Genomic DNA, 25,281 nt, shown 5'->3' with positions numbered 1-25,281 from the left:
CTCCCCTCTATACCTAATGCGAAACGGTCTCGCGCATAACTTCCTGCAATGTCGTAATGCCCCGCGAAACCTTAAGGAAGCCGTCTTCCATCAGCTGTACCATGCCCTGTGCCTTGCCTGCGGCACGCAGCTCCTCGATGGAGGCTGACTCGGTCACCAGCTTTCGCAGATGGTCGTTCATCGTCAGCACTTCGTGGATCGCGATCCGGCCGCGGTAGCCGGTATTGTTGCAGCTGCCGCAGCCCCGGCCGCGGTAGATCACGTGATCCGGCAGGCCATAACGCCGCAGCATAATCGATTCCTGCTCGGTCGGCTTATGCTCTTCCCGGCAGTCCGGGCAAATCTTGCGCACCAGCCGCTGGGCGACCACGCCCAGAAGCGAGGAGGCAATCAGATAAGGCTCCACGCCCATGTCGCGCAACCGCGAGATCGTGCTGATCGCGTCGTTGGTATGCAGCGTAGACAACACCAAGTGGCCGGTCAACGAAGCCCGTACGGCAATTTCCGCCGTTTCCGTATCGCGGATTTCCCCGACCATGACGATATTAGGGTCCTGCCGGAGGATAGAGCGCAAGCCCGCGGCAAAGGTCAGACCGATCGCCGGATTGACATGCACCTGGTTCACGCCTTCCAGCTGATACTCTACCGGGTCTTCAATAGTAATAATATTTGCATCTTCCGTATTCAATTGACTCAGCGCCGCGTACAGCGTCGTCGTTTTCCCGCTTCCCGTCGGCCCGGTAATCAGCAGAATCCCGTAGGGCTTGCTGATCATCTCCCGGAACAAATCGACATTTCCTTCGCTGAATCCAAGACTGTCGACATTCTTCACGCCGGAGCTTAGATCCAGAAGCCGCAGGACGATCTTCTCTCCGTGCATCGTCGGCAGCGTTGACACGCGGATATCGACCATTTTATAGTCAAACTGCATCTTGATCCGGCCGTCCTGCGGAAGCCTGCGCTCCGCAATATTCAAACGGGCCATGATCTTGAGGCGAGCGGTAATGAAGCCCTGCATCTGCTTAGGGATGATCCGCTCCGTACGCAGCGTTCCATCGATCCGGTAGCGGATGGACAGATTGCCTTCGCCCGGATCGACATGAATGTCGGAGGCCCGCAGCGAAACGGCCTGCTGAATCATCTGGTTGACCAATCTTACGATTGGGGAATCTTCATCGGTAATTTCGGTCTCTTCGATCTCTTCCTGGGTCGGCAGCTCCACCATCATCTGGCTCATGGAGTCGCGCATGCCGTAGTGGCGCGCAATCGCCCGGGACAGCTCGTCCCGGCTGGAGATCGCCGGTTCAATGCGGAAGCCGGTGCTCATGCGGAGATCCTCAATGGCGAAATAATCCAGCGGATCGGCCATGGCGACCATCAGCTTGCTGCCTTCCTTCATAAAAGGAAGGACTTGATACCGCTTGGCCATGCTTTCGGGGATAATCTGCGTAATGGCCGGATCGATCTGATATTTAAAGAGGCTGACATGCGGAATCCCAAGCTGGAATTCGAGCACCTCAATCAGCTGCTGTTCGGTGATGTAACCCTGCGTAATGAGCAAATCGCCCAGCTTGCGTTTGCTTTTGCGTTGTTCGACCAGTGCTTCCTCAAGCTGTTCCTGGGATATGATTCCATTTTCGACCAACAGGTCGCCCAGTCTCTTTTTCATGATGGCCATTTGCCTTTTCACTCCAGGGTCTCAATTTAGGACTAAAATCTTGCGCGGTTTTGCCGTTATAATCTTATAGCGGATTTCGGGATCTATTTACCAGAATCTATCAAAAATATTAGTCGATAAGTCGCATTTTTCAAGCCATTATGCGTAGGTTTTAATTGCCTATCTACTATATTTGTCCTAGAATGATATATAGCATAGAATGGATGTTTTTACAATGAAAACACCTGTCAGCGACCGCCATCGATTGACAGAATAAAACCATTTTTTACAGGAAGATATGGTAATTTATATATCGGTCGGGGAGTGATTATGATGAAGCGTGTCCGAAAGAAAAAATTGATGTTCATGTTGGGTCTCCCGTTGGCATTGCTGCTCGCCGTGACTGCCTGGGGTTTGTTTTCCGTCATTGACGCCGATCAGACGACATACCCGGTACGCCTCCTCGAAGTGACCGAAAGCGGTCAAAGCGAGCTTGGGACGCTCAAAACTGGCCTTACAGATTTTACAGTAGTTACCATGAGCATGAAGCGGTTTGTCGCGCTCCGGGAAGACTTGGACGGGGAATATGATGCCGTCTATATCGGCAAAGGCGTGTACAGCCCGACCAAGCTGACTGACCAAAAGGACAGCTCCGTGGACGCCCGCTCCAAGGCCATGAATACCTCCGCCATCGAAAATGACATCACCAAACTCCGTGCCGACGATATAACGAACTTGTTCATTAACAAGGGACTTCCGGTAATTTTTAATAAAGCGCCGTTTGAAGCCAAAGCCGCATTGACCAATGCGACGCAGCGGGGCATTCTTTACGACACCTTTAATCCGCTTCGACCTGCAGGTTCAGCTACGGTTTCGCCTCTAAAACCAAACGTTCTTTTCTTTAATGATACGGACCTCGCTAATTTCTTTACCGACTTGAAGAGCAGCAATTCCGTTAACATGCCCAAACTGAAAAAACGTCCGCTCCTCCAGATCACCAACAGCAGCGAGATCGCCAGCTACGATGCGGCGACAAACGGCGGCCATATTTATCAGCCCGGCGAGAAGCTGACCTTCCGGTTCAGCGTAAGCAATACCGGCGATCTGTCCACGCGCCCGCTGACAGCCAAGCTGTATTTGAACCTGGACAAGTCCATAGCTATGACCGAACAGGATGTGGTTGCAGCCGCCAGTGTGGATCACTCCACAGGTTCGCTGGAGTATACCCTGCCCAGAACGTATTCCGGCCTGCTCTATTGGAAGCTTGAAATCGGAGATCCCACCGATCCGAACCAGCTGAAAGATTACGAGAACGGAAGCATTCGTTACCATGGGGAAAAAACCATCGTCAACGTCCTGCAGATTATGCCGGACACCAGCAACAGCGAAAGCAGCCTGCTTAGTTCAAGTAACATGACCCAGAGTTTCCTTAATTCAACCGACTACCAATTGAACATCACCGTTAAGAAAATGGCGGAGTTTAAGGACTACATCAAACAATCGAGCAATAACGGAGCCACCGCAAACTACGGCCTGAACGGCGTATACGATATGCTTTTGTTCGGTTTCAAAGATGAATATTATAAATCGGCCCTTATGGATAACCTGACAGCCGCAGCCGTTAAGGACTTTATTAATGTATCAAAACAAAGTGTGATGTTTACTCACGATACGATCATTAATATCTATGGAGACAATGAATGGATTCATAACTTTAAAGATATTACCGGCCAAAAGGATCCCGTAACCAACCTGGGGCACAACGCAACGAATACTTCCACCAAAGTCACGCCTGTTAATGATGGATTGCTGATGCAATATCCTTTTTATCTGAGCAAACAGGATGCCAACGGCGCGCAAGTCAACGTCAACAACGTGACGCCAACGATCGCTACGACGCATAACCAGTATTTAACCCTTGATCTGGAAGATCGGGAAGTCGTTTCTTGGTACAACATACTGGGAAGCGCGACCTATCCGCGTACGCCGGATGACAGCTGGAACCACTATTACACATACTCCAAAGGAAATGTGACGTATTCAGGCACCGGCCATACAAGCACCGGGTTCCCGGTATGGGAGCAAAAGCTGTTCGTCAATACGATGTACAGAGCGTTTATGGGGGCAAACCACAAACCGCAAATTACAGTTTATACACCGGCAAGCGGCGCCGTAATTCCATCGTACCAGGACAAGCTGACGCTCAGCTTCTCCGTGGCCGACCTGGATTTTAAAGACCGCAATCTGCAGGTCAACAGCATCAAGTTCTATAACGACACGCAGGAAATTACAAGTCTGGGTGTACAAAACCTGAATGTCCGTTCCGAGGAAATCATCACTCGCGTAATCAATAATCCGCTGCCTGACGGCGGGAATTTAACTATTGTGATTTCCGCGCAGGATAAGCAGGGAGCCATCACGACCGTATCCATACCGGTAACCATACAAAAGGTGGACTCTTCCCTGTCGATCAGCCGTACCCAGTCGTCAACCGTCGTAGAGAAGCTGCATTCGGCTACCATTGATTACAGCATCGTTCCGAAGACATTGCCGTATGACTCGGTTGCCACCGAATATCAAGGTAAAAGCACGCTTGTGATCTCAGATCTTAAATATGAAGAGAAATTCCCTGCCGGCCTCGAATTCAGAGGTGCGCTGCCGAGCAACTTCACCAAAACAGGCACCTTGGATGACGGTTATACCATCAGCGGAACGTTTAACGACATAACCTATAACCTGACCACAGCAGCGAATGGCACCAAAACCTACGTACCTGTAACGCCTGCCGGTTACCGCTTTACTTTGACGGTAGAGCCGCAAATCAAGAAATCGTATGTTTTGGATAACTCCAAAATCACCTTCAAGGAACTGCATGAAGCGGCGCCGGCTCCGACGGCAGCGCCGACGCCGACACCGGGCTTGGTCTTCCCGGGCTCTACCGCCCCGGTATCGTCATTAGGTCTTCCGACGGATTACTCTGTATATATTCTGGAGAATATCGAATACTCGCCGACCTCCTTCCAGAACAGAGGACGGACGGCGGCAGGCGGAAGCGTCAAGGCACAAGGGTTAACCTTGGCTGCAGGTTTGCCGGCCAATCAGACGGGTGCCGTGCTTGTTGCCGGAACCAATCTGTATTGGGGAGGCTGGGGCGGCTCGATTAACGGGCGGGCTTATTATGGCGGCACCCTGGAGAACTACCCGAATGATGACATTAAGAGTAAAACCACTAAAGTCGACGGGGACATCAATAATTTCTTCCCGTTCACCAAGGTTAGCGCCAACGTCAAAAAAATATCGGCCGATATGGGAGCTTTATCCGGCACGGCCGTAAGCTCTTATATGGCCAATGACCGCAACAATCTTACTTTGACAGGTACGGACCCTACTTTGAATGTATTCAATGTAACCTTGACGGATCCTACTAAAGTGCTTGGGGACATTGCCATTAAAGCGCCGGCTACTTCAACGGTTATAATTAACTTTTCCGGCACGGCGGTTAAATTCAACAATGGTTCAATCACGTATGCAGCGGCAACTGCGGGACAAAGCGCCATTTCTCCCGCCCGCGTATTGTTTAACTTTAACCAAGCCACATCCGTTATTGCCGAGAACTATGAAATTAAAAACTCGCTGCTTGCACCGCTGGCCACCTTGCAAATGACAGGCACCTTCAGAGGGAGCCTGATTGCGAAGACTCTACAGCCAGTCAACTCCAACGGCGAGGACATTACTTTTGAATATCCGTTTGAAGGCACTTTGCCGGCAGGGTCGTTGGCGACTGCAACGCCGACGCCAACGCCGACTGCGACTCCGGTCAGCACCGCTCTGCCGGTACAGACCATGACGATGTACTTTCCGAGAATTGACTTGGAAGCCGTAGTCAAGGTTACCGGAATCACGCTCAATGGCGCTACGCTGAAGATCGGAGACACCTTGAACCTGATTCCTCAGGTACATGTGGTTCCGGAGGAAGCGAACAATCAAGATGTGAATTTTGTAATCGTCAGCGGCGGCCAATATGTCTCCCTCTCCAGCGACGGGATATTAACCGCACTGGCGGCAGGAACGGCCGAAATCAAAGCGGTTGCCAAAGACGGAAGCAATGTCTCAAGCAACATCGCCCAGTTCCAGGTGATCAGTCCTGAACCGGTGAGAAGCGTAACGATTACCGGCTCGGATAGCGGCACGGCCAATCAGCCGATTACACTCCATGCCGAATATTCGAGCAGTGAACAGGAAAGCAATATCACCTACACCTGGACCGTCAGAGACAGCAACGGCAACATTGTTAATAATGCAATTACAAGCGGTGCGGGAACGAGCACAGTCACCTTTACACCTCCGGCCTCAGGTGGATATACCGTGACCGTCACGGTAAACAGCAGCACGAATACAGCCGGTACGTCGGGAAGCAAAAACATTGCCGTTACCAACCCGTTGACGAATTTTGATATCCTCGGCGGCAACAGTGTGTTTGTAGGCAAAACGCTTGAGCTTACGCTGGCCAATCCGGTGCCGGCTAATGCGGATGCTTATACAGCCACTTGGGGCCTCGGCGGCAACGGTACAAGCTATGCAGGCTTAACGAAGAGCCCGGGAGATACTACCAACACGCACTACACGTTAACCGGCAATGTTCCGGGCACAGTCACCGTAGTGGTTAGCGCCGGAGGGGTAACCAAGACCAAAGACATCCAGATAATCGATTTAACCGGATTGACCTTTTCCCTCGACAAGCCGCTGGAAATTTATGTAGGGGATACGTATAACCTGAATGATCTGTTATGGTTTACGCCGCGCGACATCCAACTCGCCGACGTCATCAATAAACTGAATTGGGTAAGTGCAGCTCCTGGGATTGCCTCGTTCAGCAACCCGGTCACCGCGAGTAACCGGGGGATTATCACCGGCAACCAAAGCGGAAGCACCGATGTGACCGTGACCTATACAAGCTATACGGATGGTTCCGGCCAAACGCATACCGTTACGGCTACGCTGCGGGTGAAAGTCCTCCCGCGTCCAAACGGAGACCGTTACTAAATAACCGGTTTTACATTCGACATCAGGGTTGTCCCGGCACTATTCGCTAGCCGTCTGGGCAACCCTTTCGTTTGGAAAACTCTCCAACCCAAAAAGCAGAGCAGTGTCCCTGTAAGCCAGGGAAACACTGCTCTGCTTTTTGTTATCATTCCGTGAGATTAGTTTACCAATTGCATCGGGCCGACCTGAACGTTGACGTTCTCGACTCTGGGCAAGCTGGATTGCTGATGCTCGTACACATCGGTATTATAATCGATTACAAAGCGCTCAGGCTGCGACTGCTGGACTATACTTAACGCGCCGGGCGTTGCCGGTTCGGTTACGGTGCCGGTCACTGCATTAACGGTCAGATTGCCCTTGGCAAAGAAGCCGCCCTTCAGTCTGAACATGGAGCCTACGCCGTAAAGCTCCCCTGTCGAATCGGTATAGAAGAACGCCTCCATCGTGTCCAGATCGGTTGGAACGTTCTGGGCAAAAGACATCAGGCGGTTTATCAATACGCTGCCTTTGGAGATCAGTACCAGCTCGCGGGCAGCCCCATTCTCCACGATGCCTTTGATATTGGCATCCTCGACAGTAGTTTGGCCGAGAACGAACATGGTCGAGTCGAACTGTACATTGCCTTTGATTTTTACGTTTCCGGTGACGAGAATATTGGCCCGTACCGGCAGGAACGAGGCGGTAAAATTATTGATTTCCAGGTCTCCGGCAACAATAAACCAGCGCGGATTGCTGCCGCTTTTTGAATCATTACCGCTGCTGGCTACCGGATAATACAGCTTTTGATAACTTAATCCGTCGACCAGCAGATTTCCATTGAAAATCATCGATTTGTTAAGCAGTTTTAACTTGTCCAGTTCCGCCTGATAGACAACTAAATCCTCTTCATACTTCTTCTGTTCTTCTTCCGTCGGATTCTGCTTTTTGACCGGAGCCTGGGGCATTCCGCTGATATGCTCTACCCCTATATAATTCTGAAGCCAGCCCGTCAGCGTACCGGCATTATATTGCGATCGGGCCATATTGCGTAAATTCGACTGGGCCGCTTCCGCTGCCGCTTGCGACTCGCCCCCCGCAGGTGGTGTGTATAACCCTTGGGCGAGCTTATCGAGGAAGGATTCCACAATATTAATCTGGACGAACTTTTTCTTTTCCTTAATCTTGAGCTTATCCGGCGTGATGTGCAGCACCTTGCTGTAGTCGGCCTGTGTCAATACGTTAAAGTCCGCATCCAGACGGGCATCCATCCTTGTGTCGGCGTATCGAATGCTGTCCGCGGACTGTACATGCACTTCTCCCGGCGCAGTGCCGGCATCGTTGGAACGCACGGTGGGGAACCAGTTTCCGCTTCCCAGATTGGAGTATTGCTGGCCCTTATACGTGTATTCTGCGGTATTCGTGACCAGCAATTGATCGCCTGCATAAATATTTCCTTGCAGCACCGGCGAGCCGTTCAGCCGCAGCGTCTGCTCGGAGCCAAAAGCATACTTCAGGAAATCGGGATAGCTGTCCAGCGTAATCCGCTGCTGCAGCTTCCGTCTTACGCCGTTGACATTTGCCCAGGTCGTCACATCAATATAATATTTCCGCGAAGAAGAAGTCACCGTCTTACCGGAATAACGGATATCCTGAATCTCACCGGTTGCACTGCTGCTGACCGCGCGAAGTTCCGTCGTTACATTTAGATTCTGCTTGCCGATAGAGGCGAGAATATCCTCGACTTTATCCGGGTTAATGTCCTTAATGCCTTCAAACTGGGATTGGATATAGGCCGCTGCTTCGTTAAGTCCTTTTTGGGCCAGATGCAGGGACTGCACATCGCTCTCCCGCGTCTCCGTGCGCTGCGCACCGCCGATCGTGGCGCTGAGCACGGCCAGGCCCAGTATGGTCAGGAGCAGGACGACAAACATGACAAGCACCAAAGCGGAGCCATGTTCGCTGCGCAGCCGATTCAGCCAGCCTGCTTTATTTTTCTCAAACCGCATGTCTACCGCTCCTAAAATCCAAATTTGCTCTCCATATCCAGCCTGCGTTCCTTATCGCCCCGCGTTAAAATAAGGGACAAATTCACATTCAGCAATCCGCTCTCGCACGGCTGCACGGCGCCTACACTGCATTCAAGCGAAAGCGCCGAATTCGGGCCAAGCTCCGAATCGATCGTTGTGCGGAGATCATACGGCGCAGGAGAAGCCGAAGGAGCAGGCGAAGCCAACGGGTTGGTTGTGCCTGCTGCCGGAGTCGATGTGCCGGAAGCCGGGAGATCCGCGATACTCAGCTTGCCGTCCGCAATGCCGATTCTCACTTTATCCGTGCCGCCGCTCCCATTATCTTTTTGCAGATATATCGCTGTCTCCCGCACGCCATTGTTCATGCGATCCTCCGAGTACACCGAAGTAGGCGCAAACGTATAGATTTCGGTAATGACCGCCGACATCAGCAGATCGCTTTCTTCACGCAGTGTATTCTCCATTGTCACCCGCTGATAGCTTTGCATCCCGAAGGATACGACGCCATAAATCAGGCCGGATACGAGCGAAAACAGCGACAGTGCCGCGATCAATTCAATCAGGGTCAGCCCCTGTTGTCCGCGCAGGCGTTTAACGAATCTTCTCATCGGTGATGTACCCCTCCACTACCGTCTCTTTCACGTTGCCGCCGGATCTGGGGTCCTGGACTCTGACGCGCACGGGCAAAAGATAATCCGCCGTCGCCCGCTCTACTTGATCCCCCGAGCTTTTCATCTGTTGATGCAAAGCCGATTGGTATTCAATGTCGATCTGGTAAGAAATATTGTTGACCGTCGGGTTAAGCACCTTTGCCAGCGTTAATGTGTCTTTAACCACTTGGCTGTACGCGCCGCAACTGGCCGTTGTATCGGTAAGCGGGGCGCAGGCTGTCGCCGTAATGCTTGCATGCCCTGCTTCTGCAGGAGTCGATCCCGAGGCTTCCCGGCCCATAAAATACAACTTCAGCCCGTCGTAATCCTGCTTTTCCATATAGAAGAGCGCGTTGCGCGCCAGATTTACCATAATGGTCTTGTTCTGATTCGATTTCGAATAGGACATGGCATTAGTAAAATAAGAACTGAGCACCAGTGAGACAATGGACAATATTACAACCGCAGCCAGCACTTCAATCAGTGTAAATCCCTGTTCGCCCGCCACCGCGCGCTTAGGCTGATTTCTCCACAACATTCCATTCGCCCCTCGCTAACATCCGTCCCCGATCAGGCGGGTCTTGACGGTCTGCGCTTTCGTTTTTTTTCATGCAGGCATAGATATCTCTGGACGCCGGTCCTAGAAACAACCGAATTCTCTAAATCTTTCTACCTATCTTTTATTATATTCGTTCAACCGGACCCCCATCAATCCTTAGCAAAAGAATAATTGTACCGCGCCCTACTCCCTATTTATCGGCATTGCATTATGTTATCATTTGAGCTGAAAAGGAGGAGAAGCAATGGCTCTCATAGAATGCAGATTTTATTCGGATGTTCTTGGACTCAGCACCTCGATGACCGTGATTTTACCGCAGCAAACATCTACTCAAATTGGCATGAGCAACGTATCCCGGGGTACGCTCCACCCTACGCTTTATCTGCTGCACGGCCTGTCCGACGATGACTCGATCTGGCTGCGCCGGACTTCGATTGAACGGTATGTTGCGGAAATGGGCATTGCCGTCGTGATGCCGCAGGTGCACCGCAGTTTCTATACGGATATGGAGGAGGGGGGCCGATACTGGACCTTCATCAGTGAGGAGCTTCCGGCAATTGCCCGCTCCTTTTTCCCGCTGTCGTCCGAACGTGAAGATAACTTTGTCGCAGGCCTGTCGATGGGCGGCTACGGGGCCATAAAGCTTGGACTGCGTAAACCGGAAATGTTCGCCGCCGCGGCCAGCCTCTCCGGTGCTCTGAGCATGGCTAGCCACATCAAAGAGCACCGCAGAGATGGGAATCCTCTCATCGCGGAGTTCGACCGGATTTTCGGTCAAAACGATATTTCCGGTACGCCAAATGACCTGCTCTGGCTGCTCAAGCAAGCGGATGAAGCGAACGGACCAAAGCCTTTGCTTTACCAGTGCTGTGGAACCGAAGATTTTCTGTACGAAGATAATCAGGAATTTCGCAAGGCCTGTGCCGAAACCTCGCTCTCGCTCACGTACGAAGAAGGTCCCGGCGAACATGAATGGGGCTATTGGGACGCCAAAATCCAAGATGTGCTGGCTTGGCTGCCGCTGCAAAAGTAATATAAAAAAACAGCCTCTTCGAAAGCGGGTTTCACCCGCTCTCCGAAGAGGCTGTTTCACATCATACAATGCCGATCATTTGCTATGCTCCGTTACCCATTTGCCCGCATCCTGCAGCGCCGCTTCCGCCCGCTCAATCGCCGCTTTCACCTGAACCGTAGCCGTGCCGCCGTAAACGTTACGTGCGTTAACGACCGCTTCCGGCTGAAGAACCTCGTAAATCTTCTCGTCAAACAGCGGCGAGAATTCCTTGAACTCCTCCAGCGTCAGATCGAGCAGGAATTTGCCCTGTTGGATGCAGTAGAGCACCGTTTTACCGATCACTTCATGCGCCTGACGGAACGGCAGGCCTTTGCCAACCAGGAAGTCGGCAATGTCGGTCGCATTGGAGAAGTCGGTATTCACCGCTTCGCGCATCCGGCCTTTGTTCACCTTCATCGTGGCGATCATCGGCGCGAACAGCTGCAGCGCACCGGTCAGCGTCGCTACCGTATCGAACATGCCTTCCTTGTCCTCTTGCATGTCCTTGTTGTACGCCAGCGGCAGCGACTTCAGCACCGTCAGCAGGCCGACTAGGTTGCCGTAGACGCGTCCGGTTTTACCGCGCACCAGCTCGGGTACGTCCGGGTTTTTCTTCTGCGGCATAATGCTGCTGCCTGTGCAGAAAGCGTCGTCCAGCTCAACGAAGCTGAATTCGGTGCTGCTCCAGAGCACGAGCTCTTCGCTGAGCCGGGACAGATGCGTCATGACCAGCGAGGCATTCGCCAGGAACTCGACGATGAAGTCGCGGTCGCTGACGGCGTCGAGACTATTCTCGTACACCGCATCAAAGCCAAGCTGCTCGGCTACAAAATGGCGGTCAATCGGGAATGTAGTCCCGGCCAGCGCACCGGCGCCGAGCGGCAGTACATTGATCCGTTTGTAGCTGTCGGTCAGGCGCTCCGCATCGCGGCGGAACATGGACACATATGCCAGCAGATGATGCGCGAACAGGATCGGCTGCGCCCGCTGCAAGTGTGTATATCCCGGAACAATGGTCTCCACATTGTCCTTGGCTTGGTTGATCAAAGCAACCTGCAGCTCATGCAGCAGCCCGACCAGTTCAACCACGCGATTGCGCAGGTACAAGTGCATATCCGTTGCCACCTGATCGTTGCGGCTGCGTCCGGTATGCAGCTTGCCGCCGACCGGACCGACCAGCTCGATCAGATTTTTTTCGATATTCATATGAATGTCTTCGTCGGCGACAGAGAATTCGATTTCACCCGCGCGAACCTTCTCCAGCACCTTGTTCAGGCCATCCTTGATGATGTCCACATCTTCTTGCGGCAGGATGCCGCATTTGCCGAGCATCGTGACATGGGCCAAACTGCCCTGCACATCCTCTTCGGCCAAAGCCTGATCAAAACCGATGGAAGCCGTGTATTCCTCCACCAGCTTGTTGGTCCCCTTCGTAAAACGTCCGCCCCACAGCTTGCTCACGTAGATCCTCCTTCATGTAAGCCAGAGGCCGCTCTATCCATGACGGAAGAAACGGCCCGCGGCATTTCTCTGTTTTTTTATTGTTGTCCCGCTACGCCTGCCGATACTTTGAGCCGCAGCGCGTTCAGGCGGATAAAGCCGGTTGCGTCGCCTTGATCGTACGCTTGGGTAGGATCGGCTTCCATCGTGGCGATGTCCGGGTTGTACAGGCTAACCGGGCTTTTCACGCCGGCGCCGATAATGTTGCCTTTGTAGAGCTTAACGCGCACGGTGCCGGTCACATTCTTCTGGCTTTCGGTAACCAGCGCTTGCAGCGCCTGACGTTCCGGTGCGAACCAGAAGCCGTTGTACACCAGCGTACTATAACGGGTGATCAGGCTGTCGCGCAGGTTCATCACTTCGCGGTCCATCGTGATCGACTCCATTTTGCGGTGCGCGGTGAACAGGATCGTGCCGCCCGGGGTCTCATAGACGCCGCGGCTCTTCATGCCGACAAAACGGTTCTCCACCATGTCGACGCGGCCGATGCCGTGCAATCCGCCAAGCTCGTTCAGCTTCTCCATCACTTGCAGCGGGGAGAGCTGCTCGCCGTTCAGCGCCACGCAGTTGCCTTGTGCGAACTCAAGTTCCAGATATTCCGCTTCGTCTGGCGCATCCTCTGGCGCATTGCTGAGCAGGAACATTTCTTTGTTCTCCGGAGCGCTTGGATCGAACCAAGGATCCTCCAACACGCCGCTCTCGTAGCTGATATGCAGCAGGTTGCGGTCCATCGAATAGGGCTTAGCTGCCGAAGCCTGTACGGGGATACCGTTAGCTTCCGCATAAGCGATCATTTCTGCCCGGCCCGGGAACTGGTTGCGGAACTCTTCGAGACGCCAAGGTGCGATCACCTTGATATTCGGAGCAAGTCCGGCGACGCCAAGCTCGAAACGCACCTGGTCGTTGCCTTTGCCGGTCGCGCCGTGCGCGATGGCCGTTGCGCCCTCGGCGATGGCGATGTCCACCATGCGTTTGGCGATCAGCGGACGGGCGATGCTGGTGCCGAGCAGATATTGCCCTTCGTACAGCGCGCCGGCTTGAAACATCGGATAGATGAAGTCGCTGGCAAATTCGTCGCGCAGGTCGTCGATGTATACTTTGGATGCGCCGGTGGCCAGAGCTTTGGCTTCCAGACCTTCCAGTTCTTCCTTTTGGCCGATATCGGCGGTAAATGCGATAATTTCTGCGTCGTAGGTTTCTTTAAGCCATTTCAAAATCACCGAAGTGTCCAGACCGCCCGAGTAGGCGAGGACGATTTTCTCTTTTGCCATGAACGTTCCTCTTCCTTTCAAATGCAAATAGTTATCCCATCAATGCGACCATCAGCGCTTTTTGCGCATGCAGCCGGTTCTCTGCCTGATCAAAAATCACCGAGTTCGGCCCGTCGATCACGCCCGTGCTGACCTCTTCCTCGCGGTGGGCCGGGAGGCAGTGCAGGAACAGGTAGTCGCTTTTTGCCCCTTTAACCAGCTCTTCGTTGACCTGGTAGTCCTTAAACGCCGCTTCACGAGCCAATTGCTCGGCCTCAAATCCCATGCTCGCCCATACGTCGGTGTAGATCACGTCGGCATCCTGCACGGCTTCCTGCGGGCTGCGGGTGACAACAATCTGCGCACCCGTGGTTTTGGCGATCTCCTGGGCTTCAGCGACAACCGCTGCATCCGGCTCATAGCCCTCGGGTCCCGCTACCGATACATGCACGCCAAGCTTGGCACCGCCGATCATCAGGGAATGCGCCATATTGTTGCCGTCGCCGATGTAAGCCAGCTTTAGTCCCTTCAGCGTGCCTTTATGCTCGTAAATGGTTTGGTAGTCGGCCAGCACCTGGCACGGATGCGCCAGATCGCTCAGCCCGTTGATCACCGGCACGGAGGCGTATTTCGCCAGATCCTCCACCTTGTCGTGACCGAAGGTCCGGATCATGATTCCGTCCAGATAACGGGACATGACCTGGGCCGTATCGCCGATCGTTTCGCCGCGCCCGAGCTGGATGTCGTTTTTGCTTAGAAAAAGCGCATGCCCGCCCAGCTGGAACATCCCCACTTCGAACGATACCCGGGTACGGGTCGAGGATTTTTCAAAAATCAGTCCGATCGTTTTGCCCTTCAGCGGATGGTATGTTTCGCCCGCTTTTTGCTTGCGTTTGAGTTCGATCGCCAGATCGATCAGGTACGTGATTTCCTCCGGGCTGTAATCGTTCAGCTCCAGCAAATCGCGTCCTTTAAGCTGCTGCGCAATGGCGTCCGCCCCGGCGTGTACACTCTGGCTCATTGGTTCGCCTCCCCGTTTAATGAATTAACATAAGTATGAATGAGCTCCGTCAGGATGTCCACCGCCTGATGAATCTCCTCTTTGGTTACATATAAGTTCGGCAGCAGGCGGATGACCGTCGGTCCGGCTTGCACGAAGAGCAGGCCTTTTTTCTGCCCGGCCAAAATAATGTCTCCCACCGGCCCCGCGCATTCAATCCCGATCAGCAGCCCTTTGCCGCGTACTTCATGGACAAACGGAAGATCGCCAAGCTTTTCGCGCAAAAGATATATCAGATATTCGCCCATCTCTGCAGCGCGCTCCGGCAGCTGGTCTTCGAGCATCGTTTCGATCGTTGCCTGCATCACTGCCGCAGCGAGCGGCGTTCCGCCGAAGGTGCTGGCATGGCTGCCCGGGCTGAACGCATCGCGCAAATAACCTTTACCGAGCATTACGCCTGCAGGGAAGCCGCTCGCCACCCCTTTGGCCAAGGTGAAAATATCCGGCTCGATCCCATAATGCTGATGGGCAAACAGCTTGCCCGTACGGCCCATGCCGGTCTGCACTTCATCGACGATCAGCAGCAGTCCATGCTCCTTGCACAGCTCTACTACAGCATTCAGAAAGTCCGGCTCAACGACCAGTACGCCGCCTTCGGCCAGGATCATCTCCAGCATAATCGCTGCCGTGTTCTCCGTAATCGCCGCTTTCAGCGCAGGGAGATCATGCAGCGGCACCGTCTTGAACCCTTCCGGCAGCGGCAAAAAACCTTCCTTTACCTTTTGCTGTCCGGTAGCGGTCAGCGTAGCGAGCGTACGTCCATGGAACGACTGCTCGAAGGTGATAATCTCATAACGTCCGGTGCCTTTGATTTTTTGATGATATTTGCGGGCCAGCTTGATCGCCGCTTCGTTCGCTTCGGCGCCGCTGTTGCAGAAGAAGACCTGATCGGCACCGCTGTTTGCTGTCAGCAGCTCGGCCACCCGGTCCTGTCCCGGAATATGAAAAAGATTGGAGACATGCCACAGCGTATCGATCTGTTCTTTCAGCTTCTGGCCGACCTTCTCCGGCGCATGGCCAAGGCTGGTTACCGCCAGACCGCACATAAAGTCGAGGTATTTGTTGCCTTGGTCGTCCCAGACCCAGCTGCCCTTACCTTTGACCAGACTGAGGTCATATCTGGCATAGGACGGGAATACCGCACGCAGCTTGGCAGGAGCGGCCTCCTGCTGTCCTTCCGCGGAGCGGTTCTCCGGCGCCCCTGTCAAAGAATCTTTTTCCGTTTGCGTAAGCTCACTCATTCTTAGTCACTCTCCCACCATGCTGCTTCCGGTATTCCGGCAGCGCTAATTTAATCGGGTTATGCCCGCTTAATCCGGGTTCCCAGCTTCTCGCCCTTCAAGACACGGCTGAGCACGCGCGGCTCCTTACCGTCAACAATAACAACTTCGGACACGCTGCCCTGGATGCAATCCATCGCTGCGCGCACCTTCGGAATCATTCCGCCGTAGATCTCGCCGCTAGCGATCAGCTCTTCAATTTCAGCTACCGTTACCGACGGCAATACCTTCTTCTCTCCTTCAACCGTTCGCAGAATCCCCGGCACGTCAGTCACGACGATCATGCTCGGCGACTGGACGAACGAAGCCACTGCCCCGGCTGCTGTATCCGCGTTAATATTGTAACGCTGTCCAGCCTGATCCACCCCGATCGGAGCGATGACCGGGATATACCCCAGCTCCAAAATGCCGGTAATCAGTCCCGCCGCGACTTCCGTTACTTCCCCGACCAGACCGACCTCGGCGCTGTTCGCCACCGGACGTGCGGTAATCAGCCGGCCGTCTACGCCGGATAAACCGAGCGCAAGCGCGCCGCTGTTCTGAATCCGCCGGACTATCGTTTTGTTGATGCTGCCGGCAAGCGTCATCTCCACCACATCAAGCACTTCTTCCGTCGTCACGCGCAGCCCGTTCACAAAGCTGCTCTCGATGCCCAGTTTCGCCAGATTATTCGAGATCGCAGGGCCGCCGCCGTGTACGATGACAGGCTTTGCCCCGCTTTCCTGAAGCTCCCGCAGATCCTCGAAAAAGGAATCCGGAAGCGCAGCCAGCGTACTGCCGCCGCATTTCATTACGAATAGCCCATCAAGCTTTGGCAGTGCCACCGGCAACCCGCCCGTCAACTGTTCACTTGTCATTGCCGTACTTCCTCCCTCTGCGCCGTTCTCCGGTCCAAGACTCAAGTCCGGTACGCCGCATTGATGCGCACATAATCGTAGGTCAAGTCGCAGCCCCAGGCGGTCGCCTTGCCTTCGCCATCGGACAACGCCACGGTGATCGTCACCGTATCGGTCTTCTGCAAATAATGAAGCGCCTGCTCTTCGTCGAAAGGAACCGGCCGCGAATTGCGCAGCACCTCGATCTCGCCCAGCCAAATGTTCACATTGTCCGGTGACACCGGCACGCCTGCGCGCCCGACTGCGGCAATGATCCGTCCCCAGTTCGCATCCGCTCCGAAAATCGCCGATTTCACCAGGCTGGAGCCAACCACCGTCTTGGCAATCGCAGCGGCCGCCTCATCATGAACCGCCCCGCTAATCTGCACTTCGACCAGCTTCGTTGCGCCTTCGCCGTCACGGGCAATTGCTTTGGCCAGGCTTTGGCACACATGCGTAAACGCTGCGGCAAAAGCCTCCCAGTCTGGATGTTGGCGGTTCAGCTTCTCGTTGCCCGCCAGACCGCTGGCCAGTGTAACCAGCATATCGTTGGTGCTTGTGTCTCCATCCACGGTAATCATATTAAAAGTTACATTGGTAGCCGCGCGCAGCAAGCCAAGCAAATCTTCGCCGTCAATAGCGGCATCGGTAGTCATGAATCCGAGCATGGTCGCCATATTCGGATGGATCATTCCCGAGCCTTTGGCCGCACCAGCCACTGTTACGGTTATACCGCCCACTTGTACGGCGACGCAGCATTCCTTTTTCACCAGATCGGTGGTCAGAATGGCTTGGCTGAACTCTTCCGCACCAGACGCACCTGCATTCATCCGCTCCGGCAGTTCAGTGATGCCACCAAGCACTTTATCCATTTTCAAGAGTTCCCCGATGACCCCTGTGGACGCTACAGCCACATCCTGCTCTTTGACGCCCAGCGCACGCGCCGTCGCCGTACGCATCGCATAAGCGTCGATCTCCCCTTGCTCTCCGGTACAGGCATTGGCATTGCCGCTGTTGACCACGATGGCCTGCAATGTGCCGTTAACGAGACTTTCCCGCGTCACTTTAAGCGGAGCTGCCTGAAAAATATTCGTAGTGTACACTGCCGCAGCCGTTGCCGGCACCTCGCAGACGATGGCCGCCAGATCATTGCGGGTTGTCTTTTTGAGGCCGCAGTGCAGCCCGCCGGCTTTAAAGCCTTTCGGCGTCGTAATGCTTCCGCCGTCTAGAACGGTAAATAAAAGTTGCTCGCTCATTGTATGTTGACCGCAGCCGTTTATGGATACACTGGTGTGTAGCCCAAACCGCGGGTTTCCTCCCATCCCATCATCAAATTCAGGTTCTGTATCGCTTGCCCTGCCGCGCCTTTGACCACGTTGTCGATAACCGACACGATTGTTACCCGTCCTGTCCGGGCATCCGCTGCAAAGCCGATATCGCAATAGTTGGAGCCGCTGACTTCCTTGGTGGCCGGGAGAACGCCTGGCTTGCGTACCCGCACAAATGGCCGGCCTTCATAATACTCCTGGTACAGCCGGGCAAAATCCTCGTCGCTGTACGATCCGTTCAGGCTTGCGTACATCGTGCTCATTATTCCGCGCGTCATCGGGGCCAGATGCGTGGTGAAGGTTACCGTTACTTTCTCCCCGGCAATCTCCGACAGCGCCTGCTCGATCTCCGGAATATGCTGATGTTTGTTCACCTTGTAGGCCTTCAGGTTCTCGTTAATCTCGGCATAATGTACCATCAGGCTTGTGCCCCGGCCCGCGCCGGAGACGCCCGATTTGGCATCGATGATGATGCTGTCCGCTTTAATCCAGCCGGCCGCCAGCGCAGGAATGAGGCCGAGCAGCGTAGCGGTCGGGTAACACCCCGGATTCGAAACAAAATCCACGCCTTGGGCGCGTTCGCCGAACACCTCGCATAAGCCGTATACCGCCTGCTCCAGCAGCTCAGCCGGAGGCGCTGGGTGTTTATACCATTGCTCATATTCTGCGCCGTCCTTCAGACGAAAATCGCCCGACAGGTCGATAACCTTCAACCCTTCCGCCAGCAGCTGCGGCACCAGCTTCCCGCTGACGCCCGAAGGAGTCGCCGTGAACACAACATCGGCCCGGCCAGCGATTTCCGCAGGATCGACGCCGTCCAGCTTGCGGCTGATGATTCCCGTCAAATGCGGGAAACCTTCTTCAATAGCATCTCCCGCGCTTGAGGAAGAAATGACCGACGTAATTTCAACATTCGGGTGGTTCTGCAGCAGCCGGATCAACTCCACGCCGCCATATCCAGTCGATCCGACAATCGCCGCTCTCAGCTTGCCTTCCACATTCATCCCCGCTTCCTGCGAATATAAATTACTTTGTCATACTTGGGAAAATACTCCGTCGCTGCTGCGGTGATGTTTGGACTTTCGGTCGCTGTTGTCTCCAGATTTCTATTTTGAAACCGCTAGCGGTTAAAATCCGGAGACAAAGGCGAACGCTTCGCTCCTACAGTTCCAAACTTCCTCTACGCACTCCTTCCTTTCCCCAAAAATGCTCAAAACAATCTATATCGTTTTTATTTCAATGCTATACCGTCCTGCAAATATGTATTATTATACGACCGTATTCATATAAATACAACACATAATGTGAAGGATTTTCTGCGTCCCCGGATGCAAAAAGAGAAGCTTACCTTCTCTTTTCATAGAAGATTAAGCTTCCCTCTTAAATCCTTCACCCAGCACTTCATGGGCTTCGCTGATAATAACGAACGCGCCCCGATCCACCGAGCGGACGATCGCTTTCAGACGGGTAATTTCATTTTGGCCGACGACGACCATCAGCACGACCCGGTGATCGCCGGTATAACCGCCTTCGGCATTCAGTTTGGTCAACCCCCGGTCGAGATCATGAAGAATCGCCTGCGAAATCTCTTCGGTTTTGTCCGCGATAATATACGCAACCTTGGTATTGCTGAAACCGACCTCCAGCGCGTTGATGACCTTCCCCGTGACAAAAAGCCCGATCAATGCATACATCGCCTGCTCCATGCCCAGCACGAATGCGGCCAGCGTAATGACTGTTCCGTCCAGCAGCACAACAGACAGCGAAAAGCTGAACCCGGTGATTTTCTGGATAATCTGCGCCAGAATCGTCAGGCCGCCGGTCGATCCGCGTCCGCGGAATACCAGGCCAAGTCCCAGACCCACGCCGATCCCGCCATATACGGAAGCAAGCAGCGGGTTATGCGTAGGAACCGGACCATCTTTGGTCAGATAAATAAACAGCGGCAATACAAAGCTGCCGAGCAGCGAACGCGCGCCGTATTGTTTTCCGAGAAAAATAACGCCCAAGATGAACAGCGGAATGTTCAGCGCCCACTGTGTAAATGCCGGCTCCGCGCCAAACCAGGCTTCGGCCAAGACGGACAAACCCGAGACGCCGCCGGAGGCGATTCGGTTTGGCAAAAAGAACAAGTTAAACGCCAGCCCCGTAATCAGCGAGCCCAGCAAAATCAGGAAAATATCTACAGTATGCCGGATGGGCCCGTTGAGCGGGATGAGCGGCGGTTTATTGCGGGAATTCGTTTTCTGCATGAAATAATACTCCTTCAATAATGGTTCAGGCGACTTCGCGCCTCTTTATACTATCGTCCACAGCAAAAATTCCTACACTTCCGAGGAAACGTAGGAATTCCAAATATGCTATTCAACTTCAGTTTTGATCTGGCTGCGCAAAAATCCATCGATAAACGCATCCAGGTCGCCATCCATCACGGCACCCACGTTCCCTGTCTCCACGGAAGTGCGGTGATCCTTTACCATACTATAGGGATGGAATACATAGGAGCGGATCTGGCTGCCCCAAGCAATATCCGACTGTTCGCCTCGGATTTCATCCAGCTGCTGTTGTTGCTCCTGCAGTTTTCGTTCGTACAGCTTGGAACGCAGCATTTGCATCGCGCGCTCCCGGTTTTTGATCTGCGACCGTTCGTTCTGGCAGGTCACCACAACGCCTGTCGGCAAGTGGGTGATCCGCACCGCCGAGTCCGTTGTATTGATATGCTGACCGCCGGCGCCGCTGGCCCGGTACGTATCGATCTTCAGATCCTCGGTACGGATCTCGACCTCAACATCATCGGAAATTTCCGGTACTACGTCGCAGGAGACAAACGAAGTATGACGGCGGCCCGAGGAGTCGAACGGCGAAATCCGCACCAGACGGTGCACGCCTTTTTCGGCTTTCAGATAACCGTAAGCGTTAAACCCTTTGATCAGAAGCGTAACGCTTTTGATCCCCGCTTCGTCACCCGGTAAATAATCGAGCATTTCCACTTTGAAGCCGCGCTTCTCCGCCCAGCGGGTGTACATGCGCAGCAGCATTTGTCCCCAGTCCTGGGACTCGGTGCCGCCGGCCCCCGGGTGCAGCTCCAGAATGGCATTCAGCTTGTCGTACGGCTGATTCAGCAAAAGCTGAAGCTCGAACTCGTCGACTTTGGCCACGACGCTGCGGATCGATTCGATGACATCGGTTAAGAGCGACTCGTCATCCTCTTCGTCCGCGAGTTCCAGCATGACCTGGGCATCGTCGTATTCCTGTTCCAGCTTCTCGAACTGATCTACCGCAGACTTCACCGCGTTCATCTCCGCGATCACGCTCTGCGCTCTCTCATTGTCGTCCCAAAAGTCGGGAGCGGACATTTTCTCCTCAAAGTTGGAGACCATTTCACGCTTAAGGTCTAAGTCAAAGAGACCCCCTAAGATTATTTAATTTCTTGCCGATCTCACGTAGATCTTGTTTGTACTTGGAATCGATCACGCTGCATCACCTTTCATTCATAAAACTGCGGCCAAGCCGTGACAGGTTCGCCCGGCCGGGCCGCAGTTTATTATTTATTGGTTGTTCGCTTCTTCCGGTTTAGTTCGACATATTACACGTTTTGACCGTGGCAGTTCTTGTACTTCTTGCCGCTGCCGCATGGGCACGGATCGTTACGGCCAACGGTTTGCTGTACGTGTACCGGACGTTTCTCGACCGGCTCGGCGTTGGTGGAGATTTTGTCTTCATCCACAACCGATTGACGCTCCTGGTTCGCTTCGATGTGGGCCTTCATAATGTAGTTCGCCACTTCTTCTTGAATGCTTGCAGTCATGGCGTTAAACATTTCAAAGCCTTCGAATTGATACTCGCGAAGCGGATCGGTACCGCCGTAAGCGCGCAGGTGAATCCCTTGACGCAGCTGATCCATCGCGTCGATATGATCCATCCATTTGCTGTCCACGGAACGAAGCAGGATAACCTTCTCGAATTCGCGGACCAGTTCAGGTCCAAGACGGGATTCGCGCTCAGCATATTTATCCATAACGCGGCCGAAGATAAACTCGACCATCTCGTCAACTTCTTTGCCCCACAGGTCGTCGCGGGTCAAGGCGCCTTCGTCAAGCAGCTTGCTGTTCACGTAGTCGGCAACCTCTTGCAGTTCCCAGTTCTCCGGAATGTCGTCGGTGCAATGCGCCTGAACGACACGTTCGATGACCGGTTTGATCATGCCTACAACAACATCCTTGATATTCTCGGATTCGAGAATTTCGCGGCGCTGCTTGTAGATGATCTCCCGCTGCTGGTTCATCACGTCGTCATATTGGAGGACGACTTTACGCACGTCGAAGTTATTGCCTTCCACCCGTTTTTGCGCAGATTCGATCGCTCTCGTGATCATCCGGCTTTCAATCGGCTGGTCTTCGGCAAAGCCCAGGCGGTCCATCATGCCCAGCACGTTGTCCGCGCCAAAACGCTTCATCAGTTCGTCGCCAAGCGACAAATAGAATTGCGTGGAGCCCGGGTCGCCTTGACGACCGGCACGGCCGCGCAGCTGGTTATCGATCCGGCGCGATTCGTGGCGCTCCGTACCAATGATATGCAAGCCGCCAAGTTCGGTTACGCCTTCGCCAAGCACGATATCCGTACCGCGTCCCGCCATGTTTGTTGCAATTGTTACTGTACCGGCCTGTCCCGCTTGGGAAATAATTTCGGCCTCGGCAGCATGATGTTTCGCATTCAGAACCTGGTGCTTCACGCCTTTGCGTTTCAGCATTTCCGAAACGAGCTCAGAATTTTCGATGGATACCGTACCCACCAATACCGGCTGGTTCTTTTTATGGCGTTCAACGATCTCTTCCACCACGGCGTTGAATTTGCCTTTTTCGCTCTTATACACGACATCCGGCATGTCGAGACGTTGATTCGGTTTATTCGTCGGGATCTGGAGCACTTCAAGTCCGTAGATCTTCTTGAATTCTTCTTCTTCGGTCTTTGCCGTACCCGTCATGCCGCCCAGCTTGCGGTACATCCGGAAGTAGTTCTGGAATGTAATTGTTGCGAGCGTCATGCTCTCGTTCTGAACCTGAATTTCTTCCTTCGCTTCAATGGCTTGATGCAGACCGTCGCTGTAGCGGCGGCCGGCCATCAGACGGCCGGTGAATTCGTCGACAATGACAACTTCATCATCGTTGACGACATAATCCACGTCCCGGCGCATGATTACATTGGCTTTCAGCGCTTGGACGATATGGTGATTCAGCGTGACATGGCTTTGGTCATACAGATTGTCGACACCAAAAGCTTTTTCGGCTTTGGCCACGCCTTTTTCCGTGAGCGCTACCGACTTCACCTTGATGTCTACCGTGTAATCTTCTTCCGGCTCCAGCTTCTTCACAAAACGGTCTGCGGAGTAGTACAGCTCGGTCGACTTTTCGGCTTGTCCGGAAATAATGAGCGGCGTCCGCGCTTCGTCAATCAGGATGGAGTCCACTTCGTCAATAATACAGAAATAGAGCGGGCGCTGAACCATCTGCTCTTTGTAGAGCACCATGTTGTCGCGCAGGTAGTCGAATCCGAACTCGTTGTTCGTTCCGTACGTAATATCGCAGGCATACGCCGCTTGTTTATCAGCATGGTCCATGCCGCTGAGGTTTACCCCCACCGTCATCCCCAGGAAATTATAAATTTGCCCCATTTGCGCGCTGTCGCGCTGAGCCAGATAATCATTGACCGTAACGACATGCACGCCTTTGCCCAGCAGTGCATTCAGGTATACCGGCAGCGTACCGACCAGCGTTTTACCTTCACCGGTCTTCATCTCGGAGATGCGGCCTTCGTGCAGCGCCATGCCCCCGATTAACTGTACGTCAAAATGCCGCATGCCCAGCGTCCGTTTGGATGCTTCGCGTACGGTAGCAAAAGCTTCAGGAAGAATTTCTTCGAGCGTTTCGCCCTTCTCGATACGAGCGCGGAATTCAGCAGTTTTCGCTTGGAGCGCTTCGTCCGACAATGCCACAAATTGCGGCTCCAGACCGTTAATTACATCGACCGTCTTCATCAGACGTTTGACATCCCGTTCATTGGTGTCGCCGAATATTTTTTTGACAAGTCCTAGCATGGTTAACCCCTTTCATGCAACACAGATGGTGGAACCTTAGCCCATCCTTGATCTTTCACAAATTGAAAGGGCCAATGTAAAATTTCGATTCCGCTGCTTCATAAATTGTAACAGTTTGTAAGAGAAGCCGCAATACAAGCAGTCCTAACCTTATTTTTCATAATCAAAAAGGCACATAGTTGTCACAGCCCCGGTACGGAATACCTTGTATATACGCATAAAAGCCCCCTCCGTTTCGAGCGGAGAGGGGCTTGGTTTATTTTATTCGTAAACTAGCTTCGGCCATGCGACGGTTAATTCTGTTCAATCAGTCCATACTTTCCGTCATGGCGTTTGTAAACGACACTCACCTCGGAGGTGTCAATGTTGGAGAAGACAAAGAAATTGTGGCCAACCATATTCATCTGCAGGATGGCTTCCTCCACATCCATCGGTTTCAGCGTGAACCGTTTGTTCCGCACAACCTCCAAATCATCGTAATCATGTTCTTCCACAGCTACAGCGCCGGCCGACCCTTCCACAAACAGTGTCTTCAGGCTTCCTTCCTGGCGGAATTTACGATTAAGTTTGGTTTTGTGTTTGCGGATTTGACGTTCCAGCTTGTCCACAACGGCATCGATCGAAGCATACATATCATCGCTGCGGTCTTCTGCGCGAAGGGTCACGCCGGCCAGCGGGATGGTGACTTCCACAGTGTGAAGTCCGCGGACCACGGCAAGGGTCACAAATCCTTCAGAGGTAGGGGGTGCATCGAAATACTTCTCAAGCCTGCTGAGTTTCTTATCAACATAGTCTCTCAAAGCGTCCGTCACATCAATCTGTTGACCTCGAATGCTGAATTGCATGGGCACTCCTCCTTTGTTTACAACCCCATTATACCAAATTGTCAGGGCTAAGTAAAAATAAATCGCTTTCGTTTTACAAT

General features: G+C 53.5%; 17 protein-coding genes. 2 read left to right on the top strand and 15 right to left on the bottom strand.

The annotated features are described in order from the left end of the window. Nucleotides 1–13 precede the first annotated feature (13 nt). Nucleotides 14–1,678: a GspE/PulE family protein gene (locus BMW84_RS16930; protein ID WP_091070430.1), complete on the bottom strand. Its 1,665-nt coding sequence runs from the start codon at nucleotides 1,676–1,678 to the stop codon at nucleotides 14–16. A gap of 312 nt (nucleotides 1,679–1,990) precedes the next feature. Here BMW84_RS16930 and BMW84_RS16925 point away from each other — a divergent pair, with 312 nt between their 5' ends. Then, nucleotides 1,991–6,700: a choice-of-anchor A family protein gene (locus BMW84_RS16925; protein ID WP_217646138.1), complete on the top strand. Its 4,710-nt coding sequence runs from the start codon at nucleotides 1,991–1,993 to the stop codon at nucleotides 6,698–6,700. 158 nt (nucleotides 6,701–6,858) lie between these two features. On the opposite strand, the gene BMW84_RS16920 is transcribed toward BMW84_RS16925, so the two are convergent. From BMW84_RS16920 to BMW84_RS16910, 3 genes are read right to left on the bottom strand one after another with little or no spacing between them, the layout of a single operon-like run. Then, the gene (locus tag BMW84_RS16920) at nucleotides 6,859–8,685 is read right to left on the bottom strand and encodes a hypothetical protein (protein ID WP_091070427.1); all 1,827 of its coding nucleotides are present in this window, start codon (nucleotides 8,683–8,685) and stop codon (nucleotides 6,859–6,861) included. 11 nt (nucleotides 8,686–8,696) lie between these two features. Then, nucleotides 8,697–9,314, bottom strand: coding sequence for a PulJ/GspJ family protein (locus BMW84_RS16915; RefSeq protein ID WP_091070425.1), 618 nt, complete (start codon nucleotides 9,312–9,314; stop codon nucleotides 8,697–8,699). Next, complete coding sequence (locus BMW84_RS16910) at nucleotides 9,298–9,894, bottom strand: type IV pilus modification PilV family protein (protein WP_091070423.1); 597 nt, start codon at nucleotides 9,892–9,894, stop codon at nucleotides 9,298–9,300. Before BMW84_RS16910 ends, BMW84_RS16915 begins: the two co-directional genes overlap by 17 nt. Before the next feature lie 265 nt (nucleotides 9,895–10,159). Here BMW84_RS16910 and BMW84_RS16905 point away from each other — a divergent pair, with 265 nt between their 5' ends. Continuing rightward, complete coding sequence (locus tag BMW84_RS16905; RefSeq protein WP_091070422.1) at nucleotides 10,160–10,948, top strand: alpha/beta hydrolase; 789 nt, start codon at nucleotides 10,160–10,162, stop codon at nucleotides 10,946–10,948. Between the two features lie 75 nt (nucleotides 10,949–11,023). Here BMW84_RS16905 and argH read toward each other — a convergent pair whose 3' ends face one another. The 11 genes from argH to raiA form a co-directional block, all read right to left on the bottom strand. Continuing rightward, nucleotides 11,024–12,430 carry an argininosuccinate lyase gene (argH, locus tag BMW84_RS16900; RefSeq protein WP_091070420.1) on the bottom strand — a complete coding sequence of 469 codons (1,407 nt, stop codon included), beginning with the start codon at nucleotides 12,428–12,430 and terminating at the stop codon, nucleotides 11,024–11,026. A gap of 77 nt (nucleotides 12,431–12,507) precedes the next feature. Beyond that, nucleotides 12,508–13,740, bottom strand: a complete 1,233-nt coding sequence (locus BMW84_RS16895) for an argininosuccinate synthase (protein ID WP_091070419.1) — start codon at nucleotides 13,738–13,740, stop codon at nucleotides 12,508–12,510. Nucleotides 13,741–13,771: 31 nt separating this feature from the next. Beyond that, entirely contained in the window at nucleotides 13,772–14,740 is a 969-nt protein-coding gene (argF, locus tag BMW84_RS16890; RefSeq protein ID WP_091070417.1) for an ornithine carbamoyltransferase, read from the bottom strand. Next, nucleotides 14,737–16,020 (bottom strand): aspartate aminotransferase family protein, encoded by a 1,284-nt coding sequence (locus BMW84_RS16885; RefSeq protein WP_091070415.1) that lies wholly within the window; start codon nucleotides 16,018–16,020, stop codon nucleotides 14,737–14,739. Before BMW84_RS16885 ends, argF begins: the two co-directional genes overlap by 4 nt. Nucleotides 16,021–16,079: 59 nt before the next feature. After that, a complete protein-coding gene (argB, locus tag BMW84_RS16880; protein ID WP_091070414.1) occupies nucleotides 16,080–16,916 on the bottom strand; it encodes an acetylglutamate kinase in 837 nt (278 codons plus the stop codon). A 41-nt stretch (nucleotides 16,917–16,957) separates the two neighbouring features. Beyond that, entirely contained in the window at nucleotides 16,958–18,190 is a 1,233-nt protein-coding gene (gene argJ, locus BMW84_RS16875) for a bifunctional glutamate N-acetyltransferase/amino-acid acetyltransferase ArgJ (protein WP_091070413.1), read from the bottom strand. A 20-nt stretch (nucleotides 18,191–18,210) separates the two neighbouring features. Further along, on the bottom strand, nucleotides 18,211–19,260 hold the full coding sequence (gene argC, locus BMW84_RS16870; RefSeq protein ID WP_217646141.1) for an N-acetyl-gamma-glutamyl-phosphate reductase: 1,050 nt from the start codon (nucleotides 19,258–19,260) through the stop codon (nucleotides 18,211–18,213). 369 nt (nucleotides 19,261–19,629) lie between these two features. After that, nucleotides 19,630–20,514, bottom strand: a complete 885-nt coding sequence (locus tag BMW84_RS16865; protein ID WP_091070410.1) for a YitT family protein — start codon at nucleotides 20,512–20,514, stop codon at nucleotides 19,630–19,632. Nucleotides 20,515–20,622: 108 nt separating this feature from the next. After that, a protein-coding gene (gene prfB, locus BMW84_RS16860; protein ID WP_139209636.1) for a peptide chain release factor 2 occupies nucleotides 20,623–21,736 on the bottom strand; the annotation gives its coding sequence in 2 pieces (ribosomal slippage) (nucleotides 20,623–21,663 and nucleotides 21,665–21,736; 1,113 coding nt in all). 112 nt (nucleotides 21,737–21,848) lie between these two features. Continuing rightward, on the bottom strand, nucleotides 21,849–24,356 hold the full coding sequence (gene secA, locus BMW84_RS16855) for a preprotein translocase subunit SecA (protein ID WP_091070407.1): 2,508 nt from the start codon (nucleotides 24,354–24,356) through the stop codon (nucleotides 21,849–21,851). A gap of 293 nt (nucleotides 24,357–24,649) precedes the next feature. Beyond that, nucleotides 24,650–25,201, bottom strand: a complete 552-nt coding sequence (gene raiA, locus BMW84_RS16850; RefSeq protein ID WP_091070406.1) for a ribosome hibernation-promoting factor, HPF/YfiA family — start codon at nucleotides 25,199–25,201, stop codon at nucleotides 24,650–24,652. Nucleotides 25,202–25,281 lie beyond the last annotated feature (80 nt).

Origin of the sequence: Paenibacillus sp. NFR01 (assembly GCF_900111565.1) — a bacterium.
Taxonomy (GTDB): domain Bacteria; phylum Bacillota; class Bacilli; order Paenibacillales; family Paenibacillaceae; genus Paenibacillus_AQ.
The sequence above is the reverse complement of the archived record's forward strand: the minus strand, read 5'-3'. Positions and strand labels throughout refer to the sequence as shown.